Below are 18,287 nucleotides of genomic sequence, written 5' to 3' on the forward strand. Positions count from 1 at the left end.
GAGCTGTCCGCCGCCCGCGCGGCCGACGCCCTCGCCGCGGCCGAGGCCGCCCACGCCGCCGAGTCACGCGTCGCTGACGCCCTCGCGGCCGAACCCCGTCTGGCCGAACTGCTCAGCCTGCCGCCCGCGGAGGCACCCGGGACCGCCGCGGCCGACCCGGCGGGGGAGACCTCCGAGGACCGCGGCCCCGCCATCCCCGCACAGGCCTCCGCGGCCCGGCGCGGCGCCCCGGCGGACGTACGGCGCCCCGCCGAGCAGGGCCCGCTGACCGCGGCCGAACTGGACATCTTCGCGGAGCCGCTCCAGGACATGCTGGACGCGGCGGTGGCCTCCGCCGAGCGCCGGCTGTTCGACCTGCGCACCGCCGCCGCCGACGACGCCCGCATCCTGGCGGCGCTCGGCGACGGCGGGCTGCTCCCGCCGGGCCCCGACGTCCTCGCCACGGTGGAGTACCTGGGCGAGCAGGGCATCCCGGCGCTCCCCGGCTGGCGCTACCTCGCGCAGGCCGTCGACCCGGCCGACCACGCCGCCGTGCTCGCCGCGCGCCCGGAGCTGGTGGACGGTGTGGTCGTCACCGACCCCCAGAGCTACGCGCGGGCCCGCGAGGCGCTGGCGCAGGCGGCGCTGCTGCCGCGGTCGACCGTCACGGTCGGCACGGCGGCGGCGCTGCTCGCCCCGCCGCCCCCGGTGGGTGCCGAGCCCGAGCTCTTCCTCGTCCCGCCCAACCCGGCCATGCACGACGAACTGGCCGCCGACGGCGAGCGCCAGGCGCTGCGCGCCCGCGCGACCGCCCGCGAGGAGGACATCCGCGGGCTCGCCGCCCGCCTGGCCGAGGACCGCACTCTGGCCGCCAGGCTCTCCTCGTGGCGCTCCGGCTGCCCCAGCGGGCGGCTCGCGGAGCTGGCCGCGGCCGTGGAGACCGCCCGGGAGACCGCGGTCGCCGCCCGCGAGGAGCTGGCCGGGGCACGCTCGGTACGGATGGAGGCCGACGAGGCCGCCGCCGAGGCGACCGCCCTGCGCGACGCGCGCCAGGAGACGGCGCAGCAGGCCCGGCGGGCCGCCGACGCGCTCGCCGGTCTCGCCTTCCGGCTGCGGGAGCGGGCCAACTGGCAGCGCAGGACCCGGGAGCTGGCCGAGGACGCCGTCGAGGCCGAGAGCCGAGCCGACGCCTGCCTGGCCCTGGCCCGCGCCGCCGACGAGGACCGCCGTGCCGCCCAGCGTGCCGCTGACGACGCGCGCCGCACCGCGCGTGTGCTCCGTGCCGAGCGCTCGGAGATCACCGGTGCTCCCGACGAGGCCCTCGAGGACGAGGACGGCGCGGGGCAGCCCGCCGGGTCGCTGCCCACCCTGCGCGAGGCCTACCGTGCCGCCTCCCAGGTGTACGAGAAGGTGGGCGTCGGCGCCGACCTGCGGGCCGAGCAGGCCCGTGCCGAGAGCACCGAGCAGTCCGCGCTCACCGAACTGGAGCGCCTCACCAACAAGGTCCGCACCCGCGCCGCGCTGCTGCTGGAAGGCCCGGACGGCGCCGACGGCCCCGCGCGCCAGGCCGCGGCGGCCCGGGCGGAACGGCTGGTGGCGACGCTGGACTCCCGCGCCTCCGCGGCCACCGAGCAGCTCGGCCGGCTGCGCGGCGAGGCCGAACGGCACGCCCCGGCGGACGGCGACGCGCACACCGAGCTCCCCGAGGAGCTGCTGCCCCGCGACGCCGAGCACGCGCAGGAACTGCTGCGCGGCGCCAACGGGGAACTGGCCGCCCGCACCGAGGCGCTGGCCCACGCCCGCGACGGCCACGGCGACCTGGTCCGTGCGCACCGCTCCGCCGAGGACGCCGCGACCGGCTTCGACGAACTCGCCGCGCTCCTGCGGGACCTGCTCCGCGACGGCGACCGGCAGCCCGAGGAGGGCGATGAGGAGCCCGAACCGCACTCCGGCTCCCTGGAGGCGGCCAGGACGGCCGTCGCCGAGTCCCGCCGCAGCCTCCGCGGCTGCGCCGCCGACCTGTCGGCGGCCGAGTCGCAGCTGCGCGAGGCCTGCGACGTCCTCGTGCGGCACGCCAACGCGGCGCGCTACGAGCAGGTCCGTACCCCGGCCCGTCAGCAGATCCGCGAACTGCCCGGCTCCGCGCTGCCCGAGCACGCGGAGGCCTGGCACACCGCCTTCGCGCCGCGGCTACGGGTCCTGACCGACGAACTGGAGCAGCTGGAACGCAACCGCGACAGCATCGTGGACCGGCTGCGCGGCATGGTGGAGTCCTCGCTGGCCACCCTGAGGTCGGCGCAACGGCTGTCCCGCCTGCCCGAGGGGCTGGGGGAGTGGTCGGGGCAGGAGTTCCTGCGGATCCGCTTCGAGGACCCGGACCACGCGGCGCTCAACGAGCGGCTCGGCGCCGTGATCGACGAGGCGACCCGGGCGGCCGTCCGCAAGAACTCCGACCTGCGCCGGGACGGCATGTCGCTGCTGCTGCGCGGGGTCGCGGCCGGCCTCGAACCCAAGGGCGTGGCCGTCGAGATCCTCAAGCCGGACGCCGTGCTGCGCGCCGAGCGCGTGCCCGTCGGGCAGATGGGCGACGTCTTCTCCGGCGGCCAGCTGCTCACCGCCGCCATCGCGCTGTACTGCACGATGGCCGCGCTGCGCAGCAACGACCGCGGCAGGGACCGCCACCGGCACGCGGGCACGCTCTTCCTCGACAACCCGATCGGCCGCGCCAACGCCACCTACCTGCTGGAGCTGCAGCGCGCGGTCGCCGACGCGCTGGGCGTCCAGCTGATCTACACCACGGGCCTGTTCGACACCACGGCGCTCGCTGAGTTCCCGCTGGTCGTACGGCTGCGCAACGACGCGGATCTGCGCGCGGGACTGAAGTACATCAGCGTGGAGGAGCACCTGCGGCCCGGACTCCCCGTGCAGGACCCGGAGTTCGAGCCGGTGCACGGCGAGATCACGGCGACGCGGATGTTCCGCCGCCCGGCGGAGCAGCCGGCCCCGCAGGGCGGCTGAGCCCGCCGGGCCCGGGGCAGGGCAGCTCCCCGCCCGCGACCGGCCCCTGGCCGTCCCAGGGGCTTCAGCACGGCCCGCCCCGAAGGCCCGGGGCCTTCGGGGCGGTTCGGACGCCGCGGACGCCGCGGGCGGCACGGGTTCCCCGGGTGGCGCGCGCTGTCCTCAGGCGGTGCGGGCGCCGGTGCCGGACAGGTGCCCGCGCCGTGCGGCGGCGCGGGCCTCGGACCGGGCCCGGCGCCGTGCGCGCCTGCGCTCGCGGCGCAGCCTGCGGGCCGCGCTGCTCGGGCTGGACACCACGCCGTTGCGCTGGTTCCAGACCTGGCGCGTGATCCACACGTCCAGCACCGCCCACGTGGCGACGACGGTGAAGGCTATGGCCGTGAGCATCGCCGGCGCCGCGAGCCAGGACTCGCCGGCCGCCCCCAGCATGGCGATCACCGCGGCGATCAAGGTGAACGAGACGACGAGCACGGCCCGCACCGCCGCCCGGCGTACCGGGTCGGGCATGCGTGGCCGCCCCACGGGCTCCTCCACCCACAACGGCCGCCGTGTCTTCCGCGGCGGAATGTCGCGATCCAGTGCGTCCTCGACGAGGTCGTCCATGAAATCAGCTCCCCTGCGGCATACCGGTGGTGCGGTGCCGGATCCCCGATGTCCGACTCCAGAGTGGCTGCCCGGTTTCCGCCGATGAATGCCCTCCGCATTCCGGAGCACCCCTCCCCGCTCCTGAAACGACGCGGCGGCCCCGCCGGTTCCCTGTGCGCTGCATTTCGGCCAGCCGTACCGACTGTTCATCCGTACGAAACGGGTCGTCCCGGGGCAAGGGCGGAGGCGGGGCTTTCGGTTTGGTCATCCGGCAGTAGTAGGCTCGCGCCGTTTGCAGTCGGAATACGACAGCCCTTGACCGGGTTTGACGTTGGGGAGGCCATGCGCTTTCGCGGTACGACGATCCGGCGGAAGATCGTGGCACTGCTGCTCATTCCGCTGGTGTCCCTCACGGCCATCTGGGCCTTCGCCGCGACCCTCACCGGGCGTCAGGTCTGGGGCCTCTTCGGCGTGGAACAGACCGTCAACGAACTCGGTTACCCGGTCGAGGACAGCATCCAGGCCCTCCAGCAGGAACGTCGTTCCGCCATGCTCTACTTGGCCGATCCTCGACGGTCGGACGCCCGCGGCACCCTGCTGGCCCGGGAGCGCGAGACGGACGCGGTGATCGCCCGCCTGCGCGCCAACGCCCGTTCCGCCGGCAACCGGGAACGGCTGGCCCCCGAGTCGCTGCGCCGGCTCGACCTCGTGGTGCGCGGCTTCGGCGGCCTGGAGACGCTGCGCGACAAGGTCGCCAAGGGCGGCATCGCCCGCAACGACGCCTTCGGCGCGTACAGCGGTCTGTTCGTACCGGCCTACGGCTTCCTGGACTCGCTGAACCCGCTCAACAACGTCGCCATCGACAAGCAGGGCCGCGCCCTGATCCAGATCACCCGGGCCCGCGAGGCGATCAGCCAGGAGGACGCCCTCATGGTGGCGGCCATCGCGGCGGGCCGCATGAGCGCGGCGGAGATGCGCTCCTTCACCTTCGCCGTCGCCGAGCAGCGCGCCTACTACGCCGACAACCTCCACCTGCTGACGAGCGACGAGCGCGCCATCTACGAGGCGTACTGGGCCGGGCCCTCCGGCCGGGCCCTGCGCGCCGCCGAGGACACGGTCATCTCCGCGGGCGCCTCCGGCGCGCCCCAGGCCGCCGACCGCGTGTCCTGGCAGACCACGGCCACCACCGCGCTCAAGGACCTCGACCGCATGGGCGTCGAGGCCGGCGACCTGCACAAGAAGCGCGCCGAACCGATCGGCATGCGGCTGGTCGCCATCGCCGCGGCCGCCGGCGGCCTGGGCCTGATCGCGGTCGTCGCCTCCGTCATCGTCTCCATACGCATCGGGCGCAGCCTCATCCGCGACCTGTCCCGGCTTCGCACGGAGGCCCAGGAGGTCTCCGGCGCCCGGCTGCCGCGCGTCATGCGCAGGCTCGCCGCGGGCGAGGAGGTCGACGTCGAGACCGAGGCGCCGCGGCTGGACTACCCCGACGACGAGGTCGGCCAGGTCGGCAAGGCCGTCAACACCCTGCAGCGGGCGGCCGTCGAGGCCGCCGTGCGCCAGTCGGAGATGCGCCGCGGGGTCTCCGAGGTCTTCGTCAACCTCGCCCGCCGCAGCCAGGTGCTGCTGCACCGCCAGCTCACCCTGCTCGACGCCATGGAGCGGCGCACCGAGGACCCCCAGGAGCTCGCCGACCTCTTCCGGCTCGACCACATGACCACCCGCATGCGCCGCCACGCCGAGGGCCTGGTGATCCTCTCCGGCGCCGTGCCGTCCCGGCAGTGGCGCAAGCCGGTGCAGCTGATGGACGTGGTGCGGGCGGCCGTCGCCGAGGTCGAGGACTACGAGCGGGTCGACGTACGCCGGCTGCCGCGGCTCGCCGTCACCGGCCACGCCGTCGCCGACCTCACCCACCTCGTCGCCGAACTCATCGAGAACGCGACCGTGTTCTCGCCGCCGCACACCAGCGTCCAGGTGCACGGCGAGTCCGTCGCCAACGGCTTCGTCCTGGAGATCGACGACCGCGGACTCGGCCTCACCCCCGACGCCATGCTGGAGGCGAACCTCCGCCTCGCCGAGACCCCCGAGTTCGAGCTCTCCGACACCGACCGGCTCGGCCTCTTCGTGGTCAGCCGGCTCGCCCAGCGCCAGGGCGTCCGCGTCTCGCTGCGCCAGTCCCCGTACGGCGGCACCACGGCCGTGGTGCTCGTCCCGGCGTCGCTGCTGACCGAGCCCGGCGAGGAACCGCCCGAGGCGCCGCTCGACGAGGCCCCGGCGCAGGACGAGACGGCGCCCGCCGGGATGGACGAGCCGCGCGTCAGGCCCATGTCGGCCGCCACCGAGCACAGTTTCCGCCAGTGGGGCCTGGCCCCGGAGCCGGACGACGAGCCGCGCGAGCACCGGCCGCACGTCATCGAGGCCCAAGGGACGCCGTCACCCGCCGCCGCGGGTGACGGGGCCACGCGCACGCCGCCCTCCCTGGCACCGGGCGAGGGGCTCACGGTCCTGCCGCGCCGCCGCCGCACGCCGGTCCTGGTCGCCGAGAACGGCCACCCGGTGGGCGGGGCGCCCCAGCCCGCCGACGCCGCGCCCCGGCAGGAGCCCGCCGACCCCGCGCCCGAGGAGGAACCCGCCGTGGCCGCGCCGCAGGAGGAGCCCGCCGGCGCCGGACTGCCGCGCCGGGTCCGGCAGGCCAGCCTCGCCCCGCAGTTGCGCGGCGACTCCACGACCCGGACGCGTATCGCCGCCGCCGGCGCGGACGGCGACGCCGGCCAGGAGCGCTCGCCCGAGGAGGTGCGCGACCGCATGGCGTCCCTGCAACGAGGATGGCTGCGCGGCCGCGCCGACACCGCCGACGACCTCGGCACCGACGACGTCCGCCCCGCAGACCGCCCGGGAACCTCCCCGGCGGATCGGGGCGGCGACAGCACAACCAGAACCACCACCGAGGGGAACGGTCCATGACGGCACCATCGAGCCCGACCCGCGAGCTCAGCTGGCTTCTCGACGAACTGGTCGGCCGCGTGGCCAGCATCCGCAAGGCGCTGGTGCTCTCCAGCGACGGCCTGGCCACCGGCGCGTCCGAGGGTCTCACCCGTGAGGACGCCGAGCACCTCGCCGCCGTCGCCTCCGGCTTCCACAGCCTCGCCAAGGGCGTCGGGCGGCATTTCGAGGCCGGCAAGGTCCGGCAGACCCTCGTGGAGCTGGACGAGGCCTTCCTGTTCATCACCGCCGCGGGCGACGGCAGCTGCCTGGCCGTGCTCGCCGACGCCGACTCCGACGTCGGGCAGGTCGCCTACGAGATGGCGCTGCTGGTGAAGCGGGTCGGCGTCCACCTCGCGACCGCGCCGCGCACCGACGACGACGCGGCGCAGGCGGTGTGACGAGGACGTCATGACTCCCCAAGCGGACCGCTGGTACGACGACGACGCCGGGCCCGTGGTGCGGCCCTACGCCATGACGCGCGGCCGTACCAGCCACGCCGCGGAAGGCCGGCTCGACCTGATCGCCCTGGTGATCGCCGAGTCCCGAGACGAGGACGACGACGCCGACGTCGACCGCACCCTGTCGCCCGAACACCTCGACATCGTCGAGCTCTGCCGTGCGGAGCCGATGTCGGTCGCCGAGCTGGCGGCCGACCTCGACCTGCCCGTGGGCGTCGTCCGGGTGCTCATCGGCGACGTCCTGGAGGCGGGCCTGGTCCACATCAGCCGTCCCGTCCCGCCGGCGGAGCTCCCGGACGCCGGGCTGCTCCGCGACGTCATCGACGGCCTGCGCGCGCTCTGAACGCGTCCCGGGGCGCCGCGGGCACACCGTTGCCCGCGGCGCCCGCGGGCGGGGCCTGCGGGGCCGTCAGGAAGGTCCCGGGCCCGGCGGGCGGGCCTCGGGCGGTCAACGGACCCGGGACTGCTGGCAGTTGTCCGGTAGGACCGTAGTAATGTTCCACTGCCACAGCTGATCGCCCGACGCAGTCCCTAGGACCCAGGATGTCTCTGACCTGTGTAAACGGCACGACCGGAGGAGTGAGCCATGGCCTTCGGACGCTCTGAGCGCCGCACTTCCCCCGTCGAGCCCGTCACGCTGAAGATCCTGGTCGCGGGCGGCTTCGGGGTGGGCAAGACCACCCTCGTCGGCGCGGTCAGCGAGATCCGCCCGCTGCGCACCGAGGAGACGCTCAGCGAGGCCGGCCGGCCCGTCGACGACACGGCGGGCGTCGAGGCCAAGCGGACCACCACCGTGGCCATGGACTTCGGCCGCATCACGGTCCGCGACGACCTTGTGCTCTACCTGTTCGGCACGCCGGGCCAGGACCGCTTCTGGTTCCTGTGGGACGAGCTGGCGCAGGGCGCCCTCGGCGCGGTCGTCCTCGCCGACACCCGGCGCCTGGAGGACTGCTTCTCCGCGGTCGACTACTTCGAGCGCCGCGGCATCCCCTTCGCCGTGGCCGTCAACGTCTTCGACGACGCCGAGCGCCACCCCGCCGAGACGGTGCGCGACGCGCTCGACCTCGACCCCGAGGTGCCGCTGCTGATGTGCGACGCGCGGGACCGCGCCTCCGCGAAGAAGGTGCTGATCACCGTGGTCGAGCACGCGGCCCAGGTGGCCGGCGACCGCCGGGCGGCCGCCGCCACCTGAGCCGCGCGCCGAGGGCGCGGGCGGGTGAGGGCGGGAGCGGGCCGGTCAGTCCCGGGCGGCCGGCGCGGATCCGTCGTCCTCGTCCTCGTCCTGCCAGCCGAAGCTCCGCTCGACCGCCTTCCTCCAGCGCCGGTACTCCTTCTCGCGGGTCTTCTCGTCCATCCGCGGCTGCCACTCGGCGTCCTTCTGCCAGTGCGCCCTGAGCGTGTCCAGCCCGTCCCACACGCCGGTGGCGAGCCCCGCGGCGTAGGCCGCGCCCAGCGCCGTGGTCTCCGAGATCCGCGGCCGCACCACCGGCACGCCCAGTACGTCCGCCTGGTGCTGCATCAGCAGGTTGTTGGCCGTCATGCCGCCGTCGACCTTGAGCCCGGTGATGTGCACACCCGAGTCCTGGTACATCGCGTCGACGACCTCGCGGGTCTGCCAGCTGGTCGCCTCCAGCACCGCCCGCGCCAGGTGCGCCTTGGTGACGTACCGGGTCAGCCCCGTGATCACGCCGCGGGCGTCGGAGCGCCAGTACGGGGCGAAGAGCCCGGAGAACGCGGGGACGATGTACGCGCCCCCGTTGTCCGGGACGCTCGCCGCGAGCGCCTCGATCTCGTCCGCCGCGCTGATGATGCCGAGGCTGTCGCGGAACCACTGCACCAGGGCGCCGGTGATGGCGATCGACCCCTCCAGGCAGTAGACGGGCGCCTGCCCGCCCAGCCGGTAGCCCATGGTGGTGAGCAGCCCGCTCTTCGACGGCACGGGCCGGTTCCCGGTGTTGAGCAGCAGGAAGCTGCCCGTCCCGTAGGTGTTCTTGGCGTCGCCCGTCCCGTAGCAGGCCTGGCCGAAGATCGCGGCCTGCTGGTCGCCGAGGGCCGAGGCCACGGGCACACCGCCCAGTTGACCGACCGCCGTGCCGTACACCTCGGAGGAGGAGCGGATCTGCGGGAGGACCGCCTCGGGGACGTTCATCGCGGCCAGGATCGCCGGGTCCCACTCCAGCGACTCCAGGTTCATCAGCATCGTGCGGCTCGCGTTGGTGACGTCCGTGACGTGGACGCCGCCCTCCGTGCCGCCCGTCAGGTTCCAGATCAGCCAGGAGTCGATGGTGCCGAAGGCGATCTCGCCGTTCTCCGCGCGGCGGCGCAGCCCCGGCACGTTGTCCAGCAGCCAGGCCGCCTTGGGGCCGGAGAAGTAGCTGGCCAGCGGCAGCCCCGTGGACTCGCGGAAGCGGTCCTGGCCGTCCTGGCCGCCCAGCCGCTCGCACAGCGCGGCGGTACGGGTGTCCTGCCACACGATCGCGTTGTGCACCGGGCGGCCCGTGGTGCGGTCCCACAGCACGGTGGTCTCGCGCTGGTTGGTGATGCCGAGCGCGCTGAGCTGGTCCGGGCGCAGCCGGGCCTTCGCGAGCGCGCCCGCCACCACGGCCTGCACCTTGGCCCAGATCTCGGTGGCGTCGTGCTCCACCCAGCCCGGCTTGGGGAAGATCTGGCGGTGCTCGCGCTGGTCGAGCGCCACGATCGACCCGTCGGAGTCGAAGACGATGCAGCGGCTGGAGGTCGTTCCCTGGTCGATGGCGGCCACGTATCGGGTCGCCGTGCCGGACGTATCGGTCATGACCGCCTCACTTGAACGCGACGTTGTAGATGAGACCGGACAGGGCGCCGCCGATCAGCGGACCGGCCACCGGGATCCAGGCGTAGGTCCAGTCGGAGGTGCCCTTGAAAGGGATTGGCAGGACGGAGTGGACGATGCGCGGCCCGAGGTCGCGGGCCGGGTTGATGGCGTAGCCGGTGGGGCCGCCGAGGGAGAGCCCGATGCCGGTCACGAGCAGTGCCACGATCAGGGTGCCGGTGCCCGTCTCGCCGAGCCCCTTGCTGAGGCCGAAGGCCAGGATCGGCAGGACGAGCCCCATGGTGGCGATCGCCTCCGTGATCAGGTTCTGCCACCAGACGCGGATCTCGGGGACGGTGGAGAAGATGGCGAGCGTGGGCTGGCGGGTCTCCTCGGCGCGGTTCGCCGCGAACTGGCCGTAGTACACCAGCCAGCACAGGACGGCGCCCAGCATCGCGCCGATGATCTGCCCGGCGAGATAGAGCGGCACCTGGCTCCACTTGCCGGAGCTGATGGCGACACCGAATGTGACGGCTGGGTTCAGCTGCCCGCCGGACAGCGGGCCCGCGGTGTACGCGCCGGCCAGGACCGCGAGGCCCCACCCGAATGAGATCACGATCCACCCGGATGCCCGGGCCTTCGAGTGGTGCAGGAGCACCCCGGCCACCACGCCGGCGCCGAACAGGATCAGGATCGCCGTTCCGATGATCTCGCCGACAAAGACGTCTCCGTTGGAATACATGACGGCTCCTTCGTGCGGGCGCACGTGTCGGGCATGCGCCGCCAGAGAATGGCGCACGGAGACGCGGGTACGGAGGTCCCGCCTCCCGCCCGGCCTCCGCGCCACCCGGAAGTGTTGTCCCGGGGTGATGGAGCGTCAAGGTATCGGACAGATCACCTGATTACGACCACCGACGAGCCGTGCCCGAACAGGCCCTGGTTCGCCGTCACCCCGACGCGGGCCCCGCGACCTGCCGGGGCCCCGACAGGCCGCGCAACCTGCCAGGTCGGCTCGCACACCTGGGCGAGCGCCTGGGCGGGCACGGCCTCCCCGAAGGAGGAGAGCCCGCCGCTGGGAGCGACCGGAATCCGCCCCCCGAGCGCCGTGGCCCCGTCGCGCAGCAGCTTCCGCCCCGCCCGGCGGGCACAGGCCCAGGTCCTCGTACCAGTCCAGCTCCAGCGCCGTCGACAGGTCGTGCACCTCCGCCAGGTCCAGGCCCTCGGGACCGATGCCGGCCTCCTCGTACGCGGCGCGGACGACGGCCGACCGGAATCCGGCGGCGGGCTCAGGGGGCGCGGCGGCGAGGGCGGAGTCGGTGGCGATGTCCGGGAGGTCGGGCACCGTGCGCGGGTAGACCGGGGTGACGGTGGAGACCGCGCGGATCCGCACCGGGTCCGGCGTCGCGGGGCGCCGGGCGAAGTCCAGGCCGGACAGGACGACGACGGCGCCCCCGTCGGAGGTGGCGCAGACGTCCAGTAGTCGCATCGGGTCGGCGACGACCGGGGAGGCCGCCACCTCGGCGGCGGTGACCGGCGTCCGGTCTGGCGGGCGAGCGGGTTGGCGGCGCCGGCCGCCGCGTTCTTCACCTTGACCCGGGCGAAGTCCTCGGGCGTGTCGCCGTGCAGCGCCATGCGGCGTCGTGCGTACAGCCCGAAGTGCGCCGGGTTGGTGGCCCCAGCACGCGGAAGCGCAACCAGTCCGGGTCGTCGGGCTTCTTCGCCCCCGACGGGCGCGAAGAAGCCCTTGGGCGCCGCGTCCGCACCCACGACCAGGGCGGTGTCCACCAGGCCGGCGAGGATGTGCGCCCGGACGGTGTCGAGGGCCTGCGCCCCGGAGGCGCACGCGGCGTAGACGCCGGCCACCCGGGCGCCCTGCCAGCCCAGCGCCCGGGCGAAGGCCGCCCCGGCGACGTTTCCGGGGTAGCCGCCGCGCACGGTGTCCGCGCCGGCGACCAGCCCGACGTCGCGCCAGTCCAGTCCAGTTCCGGCGTCGGCGAGCGCGGCGCGCGCCGCCGCGACCCCGTGGCGCGTGAAGCGCCGGCCCCACTTGCCCCAGGGGTGCATGCCGACGCCGAGCACGGCCACGTCGCGGCTCATCGCCCGCCCCCCACCGGACGCCAGTTCCAGGTGGTCCAGGTGTGCTCCGCGTCCTCGTGCAGCACCCCGGGAACCACCTCCACCTCCATGCCGACGGCCAGGTCGGCCACGCCCGTCCCGAGCGCGGCCTGCCCGAGAACGATCATCCGTTCCGCCGCCAGCTCCTCGGCCACCAGCACATACGGCTCCCAGGGGGCAGACGTACGGGGCGGGCGGTAGCGGGCCTCGGTGTACGACCACACCCGGCCCCGGCGCGACAGCGGGACCTCCTCCAGGTCCCCTTCGGCGCCGTCGCAGGCCGGGTATGCGGCAGGCGTGGTCCTCGCGCCGGGAAGAACACCGACCCGCAGCCGCGGCACCGGGTGCCCAGCAGCCGGAAGCCGCCGCTGTCCGCCGGGTCCTGCGTGAACCAGCCCGCCACCACGGGTCTCCGCGACCGTGTCACGTCCAACCCCCCTCCCGATAGTCGTTGACGATGCGTCAGAAGCCAGCCACGGATGGGTCGTACCGCGGAACGGGGTGGACGGTGTCGGTGCCCGGTGCTAAGTTCTTCTCGGATCGAGAAATACTCAATCTGAGAACAACTGGGCGGAGAGTGGTGCACGATGACGGACCGGCAGGGTGAGGACGCGTTCCTGGCCGCCTACGACCCGCGCGCCTTCGAGCCCATCGCCGTGACCGTCGACGTCGTCGCGCTGACCCTCCGTCAAGGTGCCCTGCACGTGCTGCTGGTGCGTCGCGGCGGCCGGCCGTACGAGGGCGCCTGGGCGCTGCCCGGCGGGTTCGTCCAGGCCGGCCGCGAGTCGCTGGACGAGGCGGCGGCCCGCGAACTGGCCGAGGAGACCGGGCTCGACGCGGCCCGCGGCCTCGGCCGCGTCCACCTCGAGCAGCTCGGCTCCTACGGCCGCCCCGACCGCGACCCGCGCATGCACGTCGTCTCCGTCGCCTACCTCGCCTTCGCCCCTGACCTCCCCGAGGCGCGGGCCGGCAGCGACGCCGCGGCGGCCGAATGGGTGCCCGTCGAGGCAGTCGCGCCGCAGGGGAACCCGGACGCCGCCACCGCGCGTCCCCTGGAGCAGGACCGGCCGGCCGGGATCCACGGGGGTGGTTCCGGCCGCCGGTCCGGCGAGGCACCCGGCGGCGACGGCCAGGGCGCCGGTCCCGGCGTCGGCTCCGACGCCGGCCGCGGTGCCGGTCTCGCCTTCGACCACGGCACGATCCTCGCCGAAGGCCTCGACCGGGCCCGCGCCAAGATCGAGTACACCCCGCTGGCCACCGCCTTCCTCGGCGAGGAGTTCACCGTCACCGAGCTCCGCTCGGTCTACGAGGCGGTCTGGGGCCGCCCCCTGCACGCCGGGAACTTCCACCGCAAGGTCCTGTCGGTGCCCGGCTTCGTCGAGTCCACCGGCACCACCGCGGGCCGCGGCGGTTCCAGGGGCGGCCCCCGCGCCCGCCTCTACCGCGCCGGCGACGCCCGCCTCCTCCACCCCGCACTGCTCCGCCCCGACCGTGAGGACAGTGTCCGATGACCGCCACGACCCGTCCCGCGTCCACGCACCGCGTCCGTACCTTCGACGAGGCCCTGGCCGCCCTCGGCCGGCCCTTCCCGCCCGGCACCGGCGAGGCCGCCCGCCACTACCGCCGGCTCGCCCGCCTCCTCCACCCCGACACCGCCCCGCCCGGCCGCGCGGACGAGGCCGAGGCCGCCTTCGTCCGGCTCACCGCCCTCTGGCGGCGGCACACGGGCGGCGGCCCGGCCCTCACCACCGCCCGCGGCGTGTACCCGCTGGGGCCCGTCCTCGCCGAGGGCGACCTCGCCGTGCTGCGCGCCGCCGGGCCCGGCACCGTACTGAAGATCCCGCGGCGGCCCGCCGACAACGACCTGATGGAGCGTGAGGCCGACGCCCTCACCCGGCTGCACACCGTCGCCGACGCCCGGCACCGCGCCTACGCACCCCGCATCGAAGAGTCCTTCCGCCACCGCGGCCCCGACGGCGCCGAACGCCGCGTCAACGCGCTGCAACGGCTGCGCGGGTTCCACACCCTCGCCGAGGTCCGCGCGCTCCACCCCGGCGGCCTCGACCCGCGCGACGCCGCATGGATGTGGCGCCGCCTGCTCGTCGCCCTCGGCTGGGCGCATCGGGCCGGCGTCGTCCACGGCGCCGTGCTGCCCGAGCACGTCCTCATCCACCCCGCACAGCACGGTCTCGTACTGGTCGACTGGTGCTACGCCACCGAACGCGGCGCGAGAGTTCCCGCCCTCGTGGAGCGGCACCGCGCCCTCTACCCGCCCGAGGTCACCGGCCGCCGTCCCGCCACCGAGGCCACCGACATCCACCTCGCCTCGCGCTGCGTCGAGCAGCTGATGGGGGACCGCGCGCCGCGTCCGCTGAGCGCCTTCCTCCGCGGCTGCACCCTGCCAGCCCCTGGCCTTCGGCATGGGGGACCCCAGGCCCGCCGCCCGCACGACGCCTGGCGGCTGCTCGCGGAGCTCGACGACGTCCTGGAACGCCTCTACGGCCCGCGCACCTTCCGCCCGTTCACCATGCCGGGCACCGACGCCTGACATCCGACATCTGACGCCCGACATCTGACGCCTGACACCAAGGGGGAACCACCATGGGTAGCGGAAGCTGGTCCACCAACGTCTACGACGCCGCCGCGCGCTACCGCGCCGCCAGCGGCACCGGCGCCTTCGCCTACAGCGACCGCGTCACATCGTCCGCACCGCGCGGCTCCTGGACCGCGCACCCCTCGCTCGACCCGAAGGACATCGGCGTCCGCGAGAGCCGCGACTCCGACGAGCACCCCACCTCGCTCGCCATCGCCGTCCTGTTCGACGTCACCGGCTCCATGCGCACCGTCCCCCAGGTCCTGCAGACCAAGCTCCCCGAGCTCTTCGGCCTGCTCCTGCGCAAGGGCTACACCGAGCACCCGCAGATCCTCTTCGGCGCCGTCGGCGACGCCACCTGCGACCGGGTCCCGCTCCAGCTCGGGCAGTTCGAGTCCGACAACCGCATGGACGAGGACCTCGGCAACATCCTGCTCGAGGGCGGGGGCGGCGGCCAGATGACCGAGTCCTACGAGCTCGCCATGTACGCGATGGCCCGGCACACCTCGCTCGACTGCCACGACAAGCGCGGCCGCCGCGGCTACCTCTTCCTCATCGGCGACGAGCTGCCCTACGGCAAGGTCAAGGCCCGCGAGGTGCGCGAGGTCCTCGGCGACGACCTCGCCGAGGACATCCCCGTCACGCGCATCGTCGCCGAGCTCACGCAGAAGTTCGACGTCTACTACATCCTCCCCGCGGGCTCCTCATACGTCGGCAACACCGAGGTCCTCGGGACCTGGCGCAAGCTGCTCGGACAGAACGTCATCGAGCTCGACGACCTCGACGCCGTCTGCGAGACCATCGCCCTCACCATCGGGCTCGGCGAGGAGGCCATCGACCTCGCCGAGGGCCTCGACGACCTCGCCGACCTCGGTTCCACCGCCACCGGCACCGTGGGCAAGGCCCTCGCCGGCCTCGACCGCGAGCGCGCGGCCGTCGCGGTGACGGACACGCCGCTGATCGACGGCGACGACGACGGCACCGCGACCGGCACCACCCGCCTGTAGACCCGTCCCGGAGGACCCCGTGCACACCATCGTCGTCGACCTCGGCTACGGCGACGCCGGCAAGGGCACCGTCGTGGACCGGCTCTGCGCGAGCGGGCCGGTCCGCGCGGTGGTCCGCTTCAACGGCGGAGCCCAGGCGGCGCACAACGTCGTCACCACCGACGGACGCCACCACACTTTCGCCCAGTTCGGCTCCGGCACCCTGCAGGGCGTCCCCACCCATCTGTCCCGCTTCATGCTGGTGGACCCCCTCGCGCTGGCCGCCGAGGCCGACCACCTCGCCGCCCTCGGCGTCCCCGCGCCGTACGCCCTGCTCAGCGTCGACCGAGCGGCGCGCCTGACCACCCCCTACCACGCCGCCGCCAACCGGCTGCGGGAGCAGGCGCGGGGCGCGGCCCGCCACGGCTCGTGCGGCATGGGCATCGGGGAGACCGCCGCCTACGCTCTCGCCCACCCCGAGGACGCCCCCACGGCCGGGGACTGCGCCTCACGCCCCCGGTTGCTGCGCAAGCTCCGCCTGCTGCGCGACCGCCTGGCCGACGAGTTCGGGCGGCGGCTGCCCGCGCCGCCGCCCGAGGACTGTGCCGACGCCTTCACGGCCTTCGCCCGCGCCGTCACCCTCACCGGCGACGGCCACCTCGCCCGCGTCCTGCGCGAGGGCCCGGTCGTACTCGAGGGCGCCCAGGGCGTGCTCCTGGACGAGTGGCACGGCTTCCACCCGTACACCACGTGGTCCACCACCACCTTCGCCAATGCCGAGACCCTGCTCGCCGAAGCCGGCCGCGAGGCCCGCCGGCTCGGCGTCGTACGGACGTACACCACCCGGCACGGACCCGGACCGCACGTCACCGAGGACCCCGAACTCGCCCCGCTGCTGCCCGAACCGCACAACGGCCACGGCCCCTGGCAGGGCGCCTTCCGCACCGGCCACTTCGACGGCGTCGCCCACCGCTACGCCGTCGAGGCCTGCGGCGGTGTGGACGCCCTCGCCCTCACCCACCTCGACGCGCCCCGCCGCTGTCCGCGGCTGCGGCTGGTCCGCGCGTACGACACCGCGGGGGCGCTGGCGCCCACCGTCCCGCCCGGGGACCTCGGCGGCCGGGCCGCCCTCACCGAGCGGCTGCTGAAGGCCCGGCCGGCCCGCTGGGACGTGCCCGGCCCCGATCCTGCCGCGTGGTCGGAGGCGGTCGGAGAGGTGCTCGGCGCGCCGGTCGTCCTGGAGTCCCACGGTCCGACGGCCTCCGACAAGCGCGGCGTTCAGCGCAGGATGCCCGCCTGCCGCGCGGCCGTGATCCAGGAGGGGAACTCCGAGAGGATCCGGTCGTAGAGCTCCGCGTCCGGCACGGTCGCGATGTCGTCCACGGCGAAGAACCCGACGTTGTCCACCCGCCGGCCGGGCAGGGTGTCGAAGCGCTCCAGCACCCCGTAGTTGGCCCGGCCCAGACCGACGAACTGCCAGAACACCGGCTCCTCCACCGCCTCCCGCAGCTGCTGCTCGATCTGCGCGTTGCGGTAGACGCCGCCGTCGGAGAAGAACAGCACGAGCGTCGGCACCGCCGTCGGGTACGCCCGCACGAAGCCCCGCACCTCGGCGATGACCTTCTGCTCCTCGTTCTGGATGCCGACGAACCGCATGTCGACCTGCCCCGGCTGCAGCCCGTGCCGGGGCTTCTTGGGACGGCCGAACAGGCTCAGCTCGCCCACCCGGACGTGCAGCCGCAGCCACAGCGGCAGTTCCCCGATCCGCAGGTCCGGCAGCCGGGCGGGATGCGAGGCGAAGGTCCACGCCTGCATCTCGCCGTCGTCGTCGAGCTGCGCCGCGACCGCCGCCATGCGCTCGACCACGTCGGCGACGACCCCGCGCGCGTACAGGGCGCTCATCGAGCCCGAGGCGTCCAGCACGAGGATCACGCGCGCGACCACGCCCGCCGCGCCGTGCTTGCGCAGGCTGACGGCGACCTGCTCCTTGCGCAGGCTCAGCCGCTTGCGCATGTCGGGAGGCAGATGTTCCTCGCCCTTGGTCAGCCTCGTGGCCGGCGGCGGTGGAGCCGGGGCTGCCGGGGGAGTGGGAGGGGGCACCGTCACGGGCAGCGCGGGCCGCGGGTACTGAGCAGGCGGAGACGGAGGCGGAGGCGGAGGCGCGGCCGGGGCGGACGGCGCCGCGGGCGGCTGCGGCGCGTCGACGGTGATCCCGAAGTCCGTGGCCAGCCCGGCCAGTCCCGAGTTCCAGCCCTGCCCGACGGCACGGAACTTCCAGACCCCGTTGCGCCGGTACAGCTCACCGCCGAGGAACGCGGTCTCCGTCGTCGCCCCCATGTCGAACCGCGCGATCTCGGCCCCGTTGCGCGCGTCCAGCAGCCGCAGCCGCAGCCCCGGCACCTGGCCGAAGGCGCCGCCGTCCGCGGAGGCGCAGAGCACGATCCGCTCGACCGCCGGCTCCACGCGGGCCAGATCGACGTCGAGTGTGTCCGAGGCCTGCCCGGGCCCCGCCTGCTTGCCGCTGTGCCGCACGGCGCCGGAGGCGTGCGCGGGCTGGTTGTAGAAGACGAAGTCGGCGTCCGAACGCACCCGTCCGTCGCCGGTCAGCAGCAGTGCCGAGGCGTCGACATCGGGCACGCCGGGGCCCGCGCTCCAGTCGAGCACGGCCCGCACGGCGGACACGGGTACCGGCAGATTGGCGCCTTTTCCGAGGGATTCGGGTGTCACGGACGCCAGTGTGCCCTCTCACCCACCGCGACGGACAGGGCTCCGCACGA

The 18,287-nt window shown here is 74.6% G+C and carries 13 protein-coding genes and 2 pseudogenes; 9 read left to right on the forward strand and 6 right to left on the reverse strand.

The window, feature by feature from the left end; genetic code table 11:
* The coding region (locus tag PV342_RS38850; RefSeq protein WP_500320875.1) for a coiled-coil domain-containing protein at nt 1-2,997 on the forward strand (2,997 nt) is incomplete at its 5' end.
* 162 nt (nt 2,998-3,159) lie between these two features.
* On the opposite strand, the gene PV342_RS38855 is transcribed toward PV342_RS38850, so the two are convergent.
* On the reverse strand, nt 3,160-3,600 hold the full coding sequence (locus PV342_RS38855; protein WP_361001100.1) for a hypothetical protein: 441 nt from the start codon (nt 3,598-3,600) through the stop codon (nt 3,160-3,162).
* Between the two features lie 324 nt (nt 3,601-3,924).
* On the opposite strand from PV342_RS38855, the gene PV342_RS38860 reads away from it, so the two are divergent.
* The 4 genes from PV342_RS38860 (at nt 3,925) to PV342_RS38875 (ending at nt 8,217) form a co-directional block, all read left to right on the forward strand.
* The gene (locus PV342_RS38860; protein WP_500320877.1) at nt 3,925-6,546 is read left to right on the forward strand and encodes a nitrate- and nitrite sensing domain-containing protein; all 2,622 of its coding nucleotides are present in this window, start codon (nt 3,925-3,927) and stop codon (nt 6,544-6,546) included.
* Entirely contained in the window at nt 6,543-6,965 is a 423-nt protein-coding gene (locus PV342_RS38865) for a roadblock/LC7 domain-containing protein (protein ID WP_018561123.1), read from the forward strand. Before PV342_RS38860 ends, PV342_RS38865 begins: the two co-directional genes overlap by 4 nt.
* Before the next feature lie 10 nt (nt 6,966-6,975).
* Entirely contained in the window at nt 6,976-7,368 is a 393-nt protein-coding gene (locus PV342_RS38870) for a DUF742 domain-containing protein (protein WP_018561122.1), read from the forward strand.
* A gap of 243 nt (nt 7,369-7,611) precedes the next feature.
* Nucleotides 7,612-8,217, forward strand: coding sequence for a GTP-binding protein (locus tag PV342_RS38875; RefSeq protein ID WP_361001092.1), 606 nt, complete (start codon nt 7,612-7,614; stop codon nt 8,215-8,217).
* 45 nt (nt 8,218-8,262) lie between these two features.
* Here the strand turns inward: PV342_RS38875 and glpK are convergent, their stop codons facing one another.
* From glpK to PV342_RS38895, 4 genes and pseudogenes are all read right to left on the reverse strand, one after another.
* The gene (glpK, locus tag PV342_RS38880) at nt 8,263-9,819 is read right to left on the reverse strand and encodes a glycerol kinase GlpK (protein WP_500320880.1); all 1,557 of its coding nucleotides are present in this window, start codon (nt 9,817-9,819) and stop codon (nt 8,263-8,265) included.
* Between the two features lie 7 nt (nt 9,820-9,826).
* The gene (locus PV342_RS38885) at nt 9,827-10,558 is read right to left on the reverse strand and encodes an MIP/aquaporin family protein (RefSeq protein ID WP_400800128.1); all 732 of its coding nucleotides are present in this window, start codon (nt 10,556-10,558) and stop codon (nt 9,827-9,829) included.
* Between the two features lie 152 nt (nt 10,559-10,710).
* A pseudogene (locus PV342_RS38890) lies at nt 10,711-11,302 on the reverse strand (thiolase C-terminal domain-containing protein).
* A gap of 607 nt (nt 11,303-11,909) precedes the next feature.
* Nucleotides 11,910-12,358: pseudogene (locus tag PV342_RS38895) on the reverse strand (Zn-ribbon domain-containing OB-fold protein).
* Between the two features lie 160 nt (nt 12,359-12,518).
* Here PV342_RS38895 and PV342_RS38900 point away from each other — a divergent pair.
* The 4 genes from PV342_RS38900 to PV342_RS38915 are packed head-to-tail and all read left to right on the forward strand — an operon-like array spanning nt 12,519 to nt 16,858.
* Nucleotides 12,519-13,442 carry an NUDIX hydrolase gene (locus tag PV342_RS38900; RefSeq protein ID WP_400800120.1) on the forward strand — a complete coding sequence of 308 codons (924 nt, stop codon included), beginning with the start codon at nt 12,519-12,521 and terminating at the stop codon, nt 13,440-13,442.
* Nucleotides 13,439-14,479, forward strand: a complete 1,041-nt coding sequence (locus PV342_RS38905) for a molecular chaperone DnaJ (protein WP_400800117.1) — start codon at nt 13,439-13,441, stop codon at nt 14,477-14,479. The genes PV342_RS38900 and PV342_RS38905 overlap by 4 nt, the downstream gene beginning before the upstream one ends.
* A 53-nt stretch (nt 14,480-14,532) precedes the next feature.
* Nucleotides 14,533-15,531 carry a hypothetical protein gene (locus tag PV342_RS38910; RefSeq protein WP_500320882.1) on the forward strand — a complete coding sequence of 333 codons (999 nt, stop codon included), beginning with the start codon at nt 14,533-14,535 and terminating at the stop codon, nt 15,529-15,531.
* 19 nt (nt 15,532-15,550) lie between these two features.
* The gene (locus PV342_RS38915; RefSeq protein ID WP_386990686.1) at nt 15,551-16,858 is read left to right on the forward strand and encodes an adenylosuccinate synthetase; all 1,308 of its coding nucleotides are present in this window, start codon (nt 15,551-15,553) and stop codon (nt 16,856-16,858) included.
* On the opposite strand, the gene PV342_RS38920 is transcribed toward PV342_RS38915, so the two are convergent.
* The gene (locus tag PV342_RS38920; RefSeq protein ID WP_500320884.1) at nt 16,789-18,237 is read right to left on the reverse strand and encodes a VWA domain-containing protein; all 1,449 of its coding nucleotides are present in this window, start codon (nt 18,235-18,237) and stop codon (nt 16,789-16,791) included. The genes PV342_RS38915 and PV342_RS38920 overlap by 70 nt on opposite strands.
* Nucleotides 18,238-18,287 lie beyond the last annotated feature (50 nt).

It is taken from the genome of Streptomyces sp. PA03-3a, from assembly GCF_033792735.1.
In the GTDB taxonomy this organism is placed as follows: Bacteria; Actinomycetota; Actinomycetes; order Streptomycetales; family Streptomycetaceae; genus Actinacidiphila.

What these genes read in the sequence shown, in the direction of transcription:
- PV342_RS38855 (WP_361001100.1), bottom strand. Translation starts at nt 3,600, where the DNA reads ATGGACGACCTCGTCGAGGACGCACTGGATCGCGACATTCCGCCGCGG.
- PV342_RS38860 (WP_500320877.1), top strand. Translation starts at nt 3,925, where the DNA reads ATGCGCTTTCGCGGTACGACGATCCGGCGGAAGATCGTGGCACTGCTG.
- PV342_RS38865 (WP_018561123.1), top strand. Translation starts at nt 6,543, where the DNA reads ATGACGGCACCATCGAGCCCGACCCGCGAGCTCAGCTGGCTTCTCGAC.
- PV342_RS38870 (WP_018561122.1), top strand. Translation starts at nt 6,976, where the DNA reads ATGACTCCCCAAGCGGACCGCTGGTACGACGACGACGCCGGGCCCGTG.
- PV342_RS38875 (WP_361001092.1), top strand. Translation starts at nt 7,612, where the DNA reads ATGGCCTTCGGACGCTCTGAGCGCCGCACTTCCCCCGTCGAGCCCGTC.
- glpK (WP_500320880.1), bottom strand. Translation starts at nt 9,819, where the DNA reads ATGACCGATACGTCCGGCACGGCGACCCGATACGTGGCCGCCATCGAC.
- PV342_RS38885 (WP_400800128.1), bottom strand. Translation starts at nt 10,558, where the DNA reads ATGTATTCCAACGGAGACGTCTTTGTCGGCGAGATCATCGGAACGGCG.
- PV342_RS38900 (WP_400800120.1), top strand. Translation starts at nt 12,519, where the DNA reads ATGACGGACCGGCAGGGTGAGGACGCGTTCCTGGCCGCCTACGACCCG.
- PV342_RS38905 (WP_400800117.1), top strand. Translation starts at nt 13,439, where the DNA reads ATGACCGCCACGACCCGTCCCGCGTCCACGCACCGCGTCCGTACCTTC.
- PV342_RS38910 (WP_500320882.1), top strand. Translation starts at nt 14,533, where the DNA reads ATGGGTAGCGGAAGCTGGTCCACCAACGTCTACGACGCCGCCGCGCGC.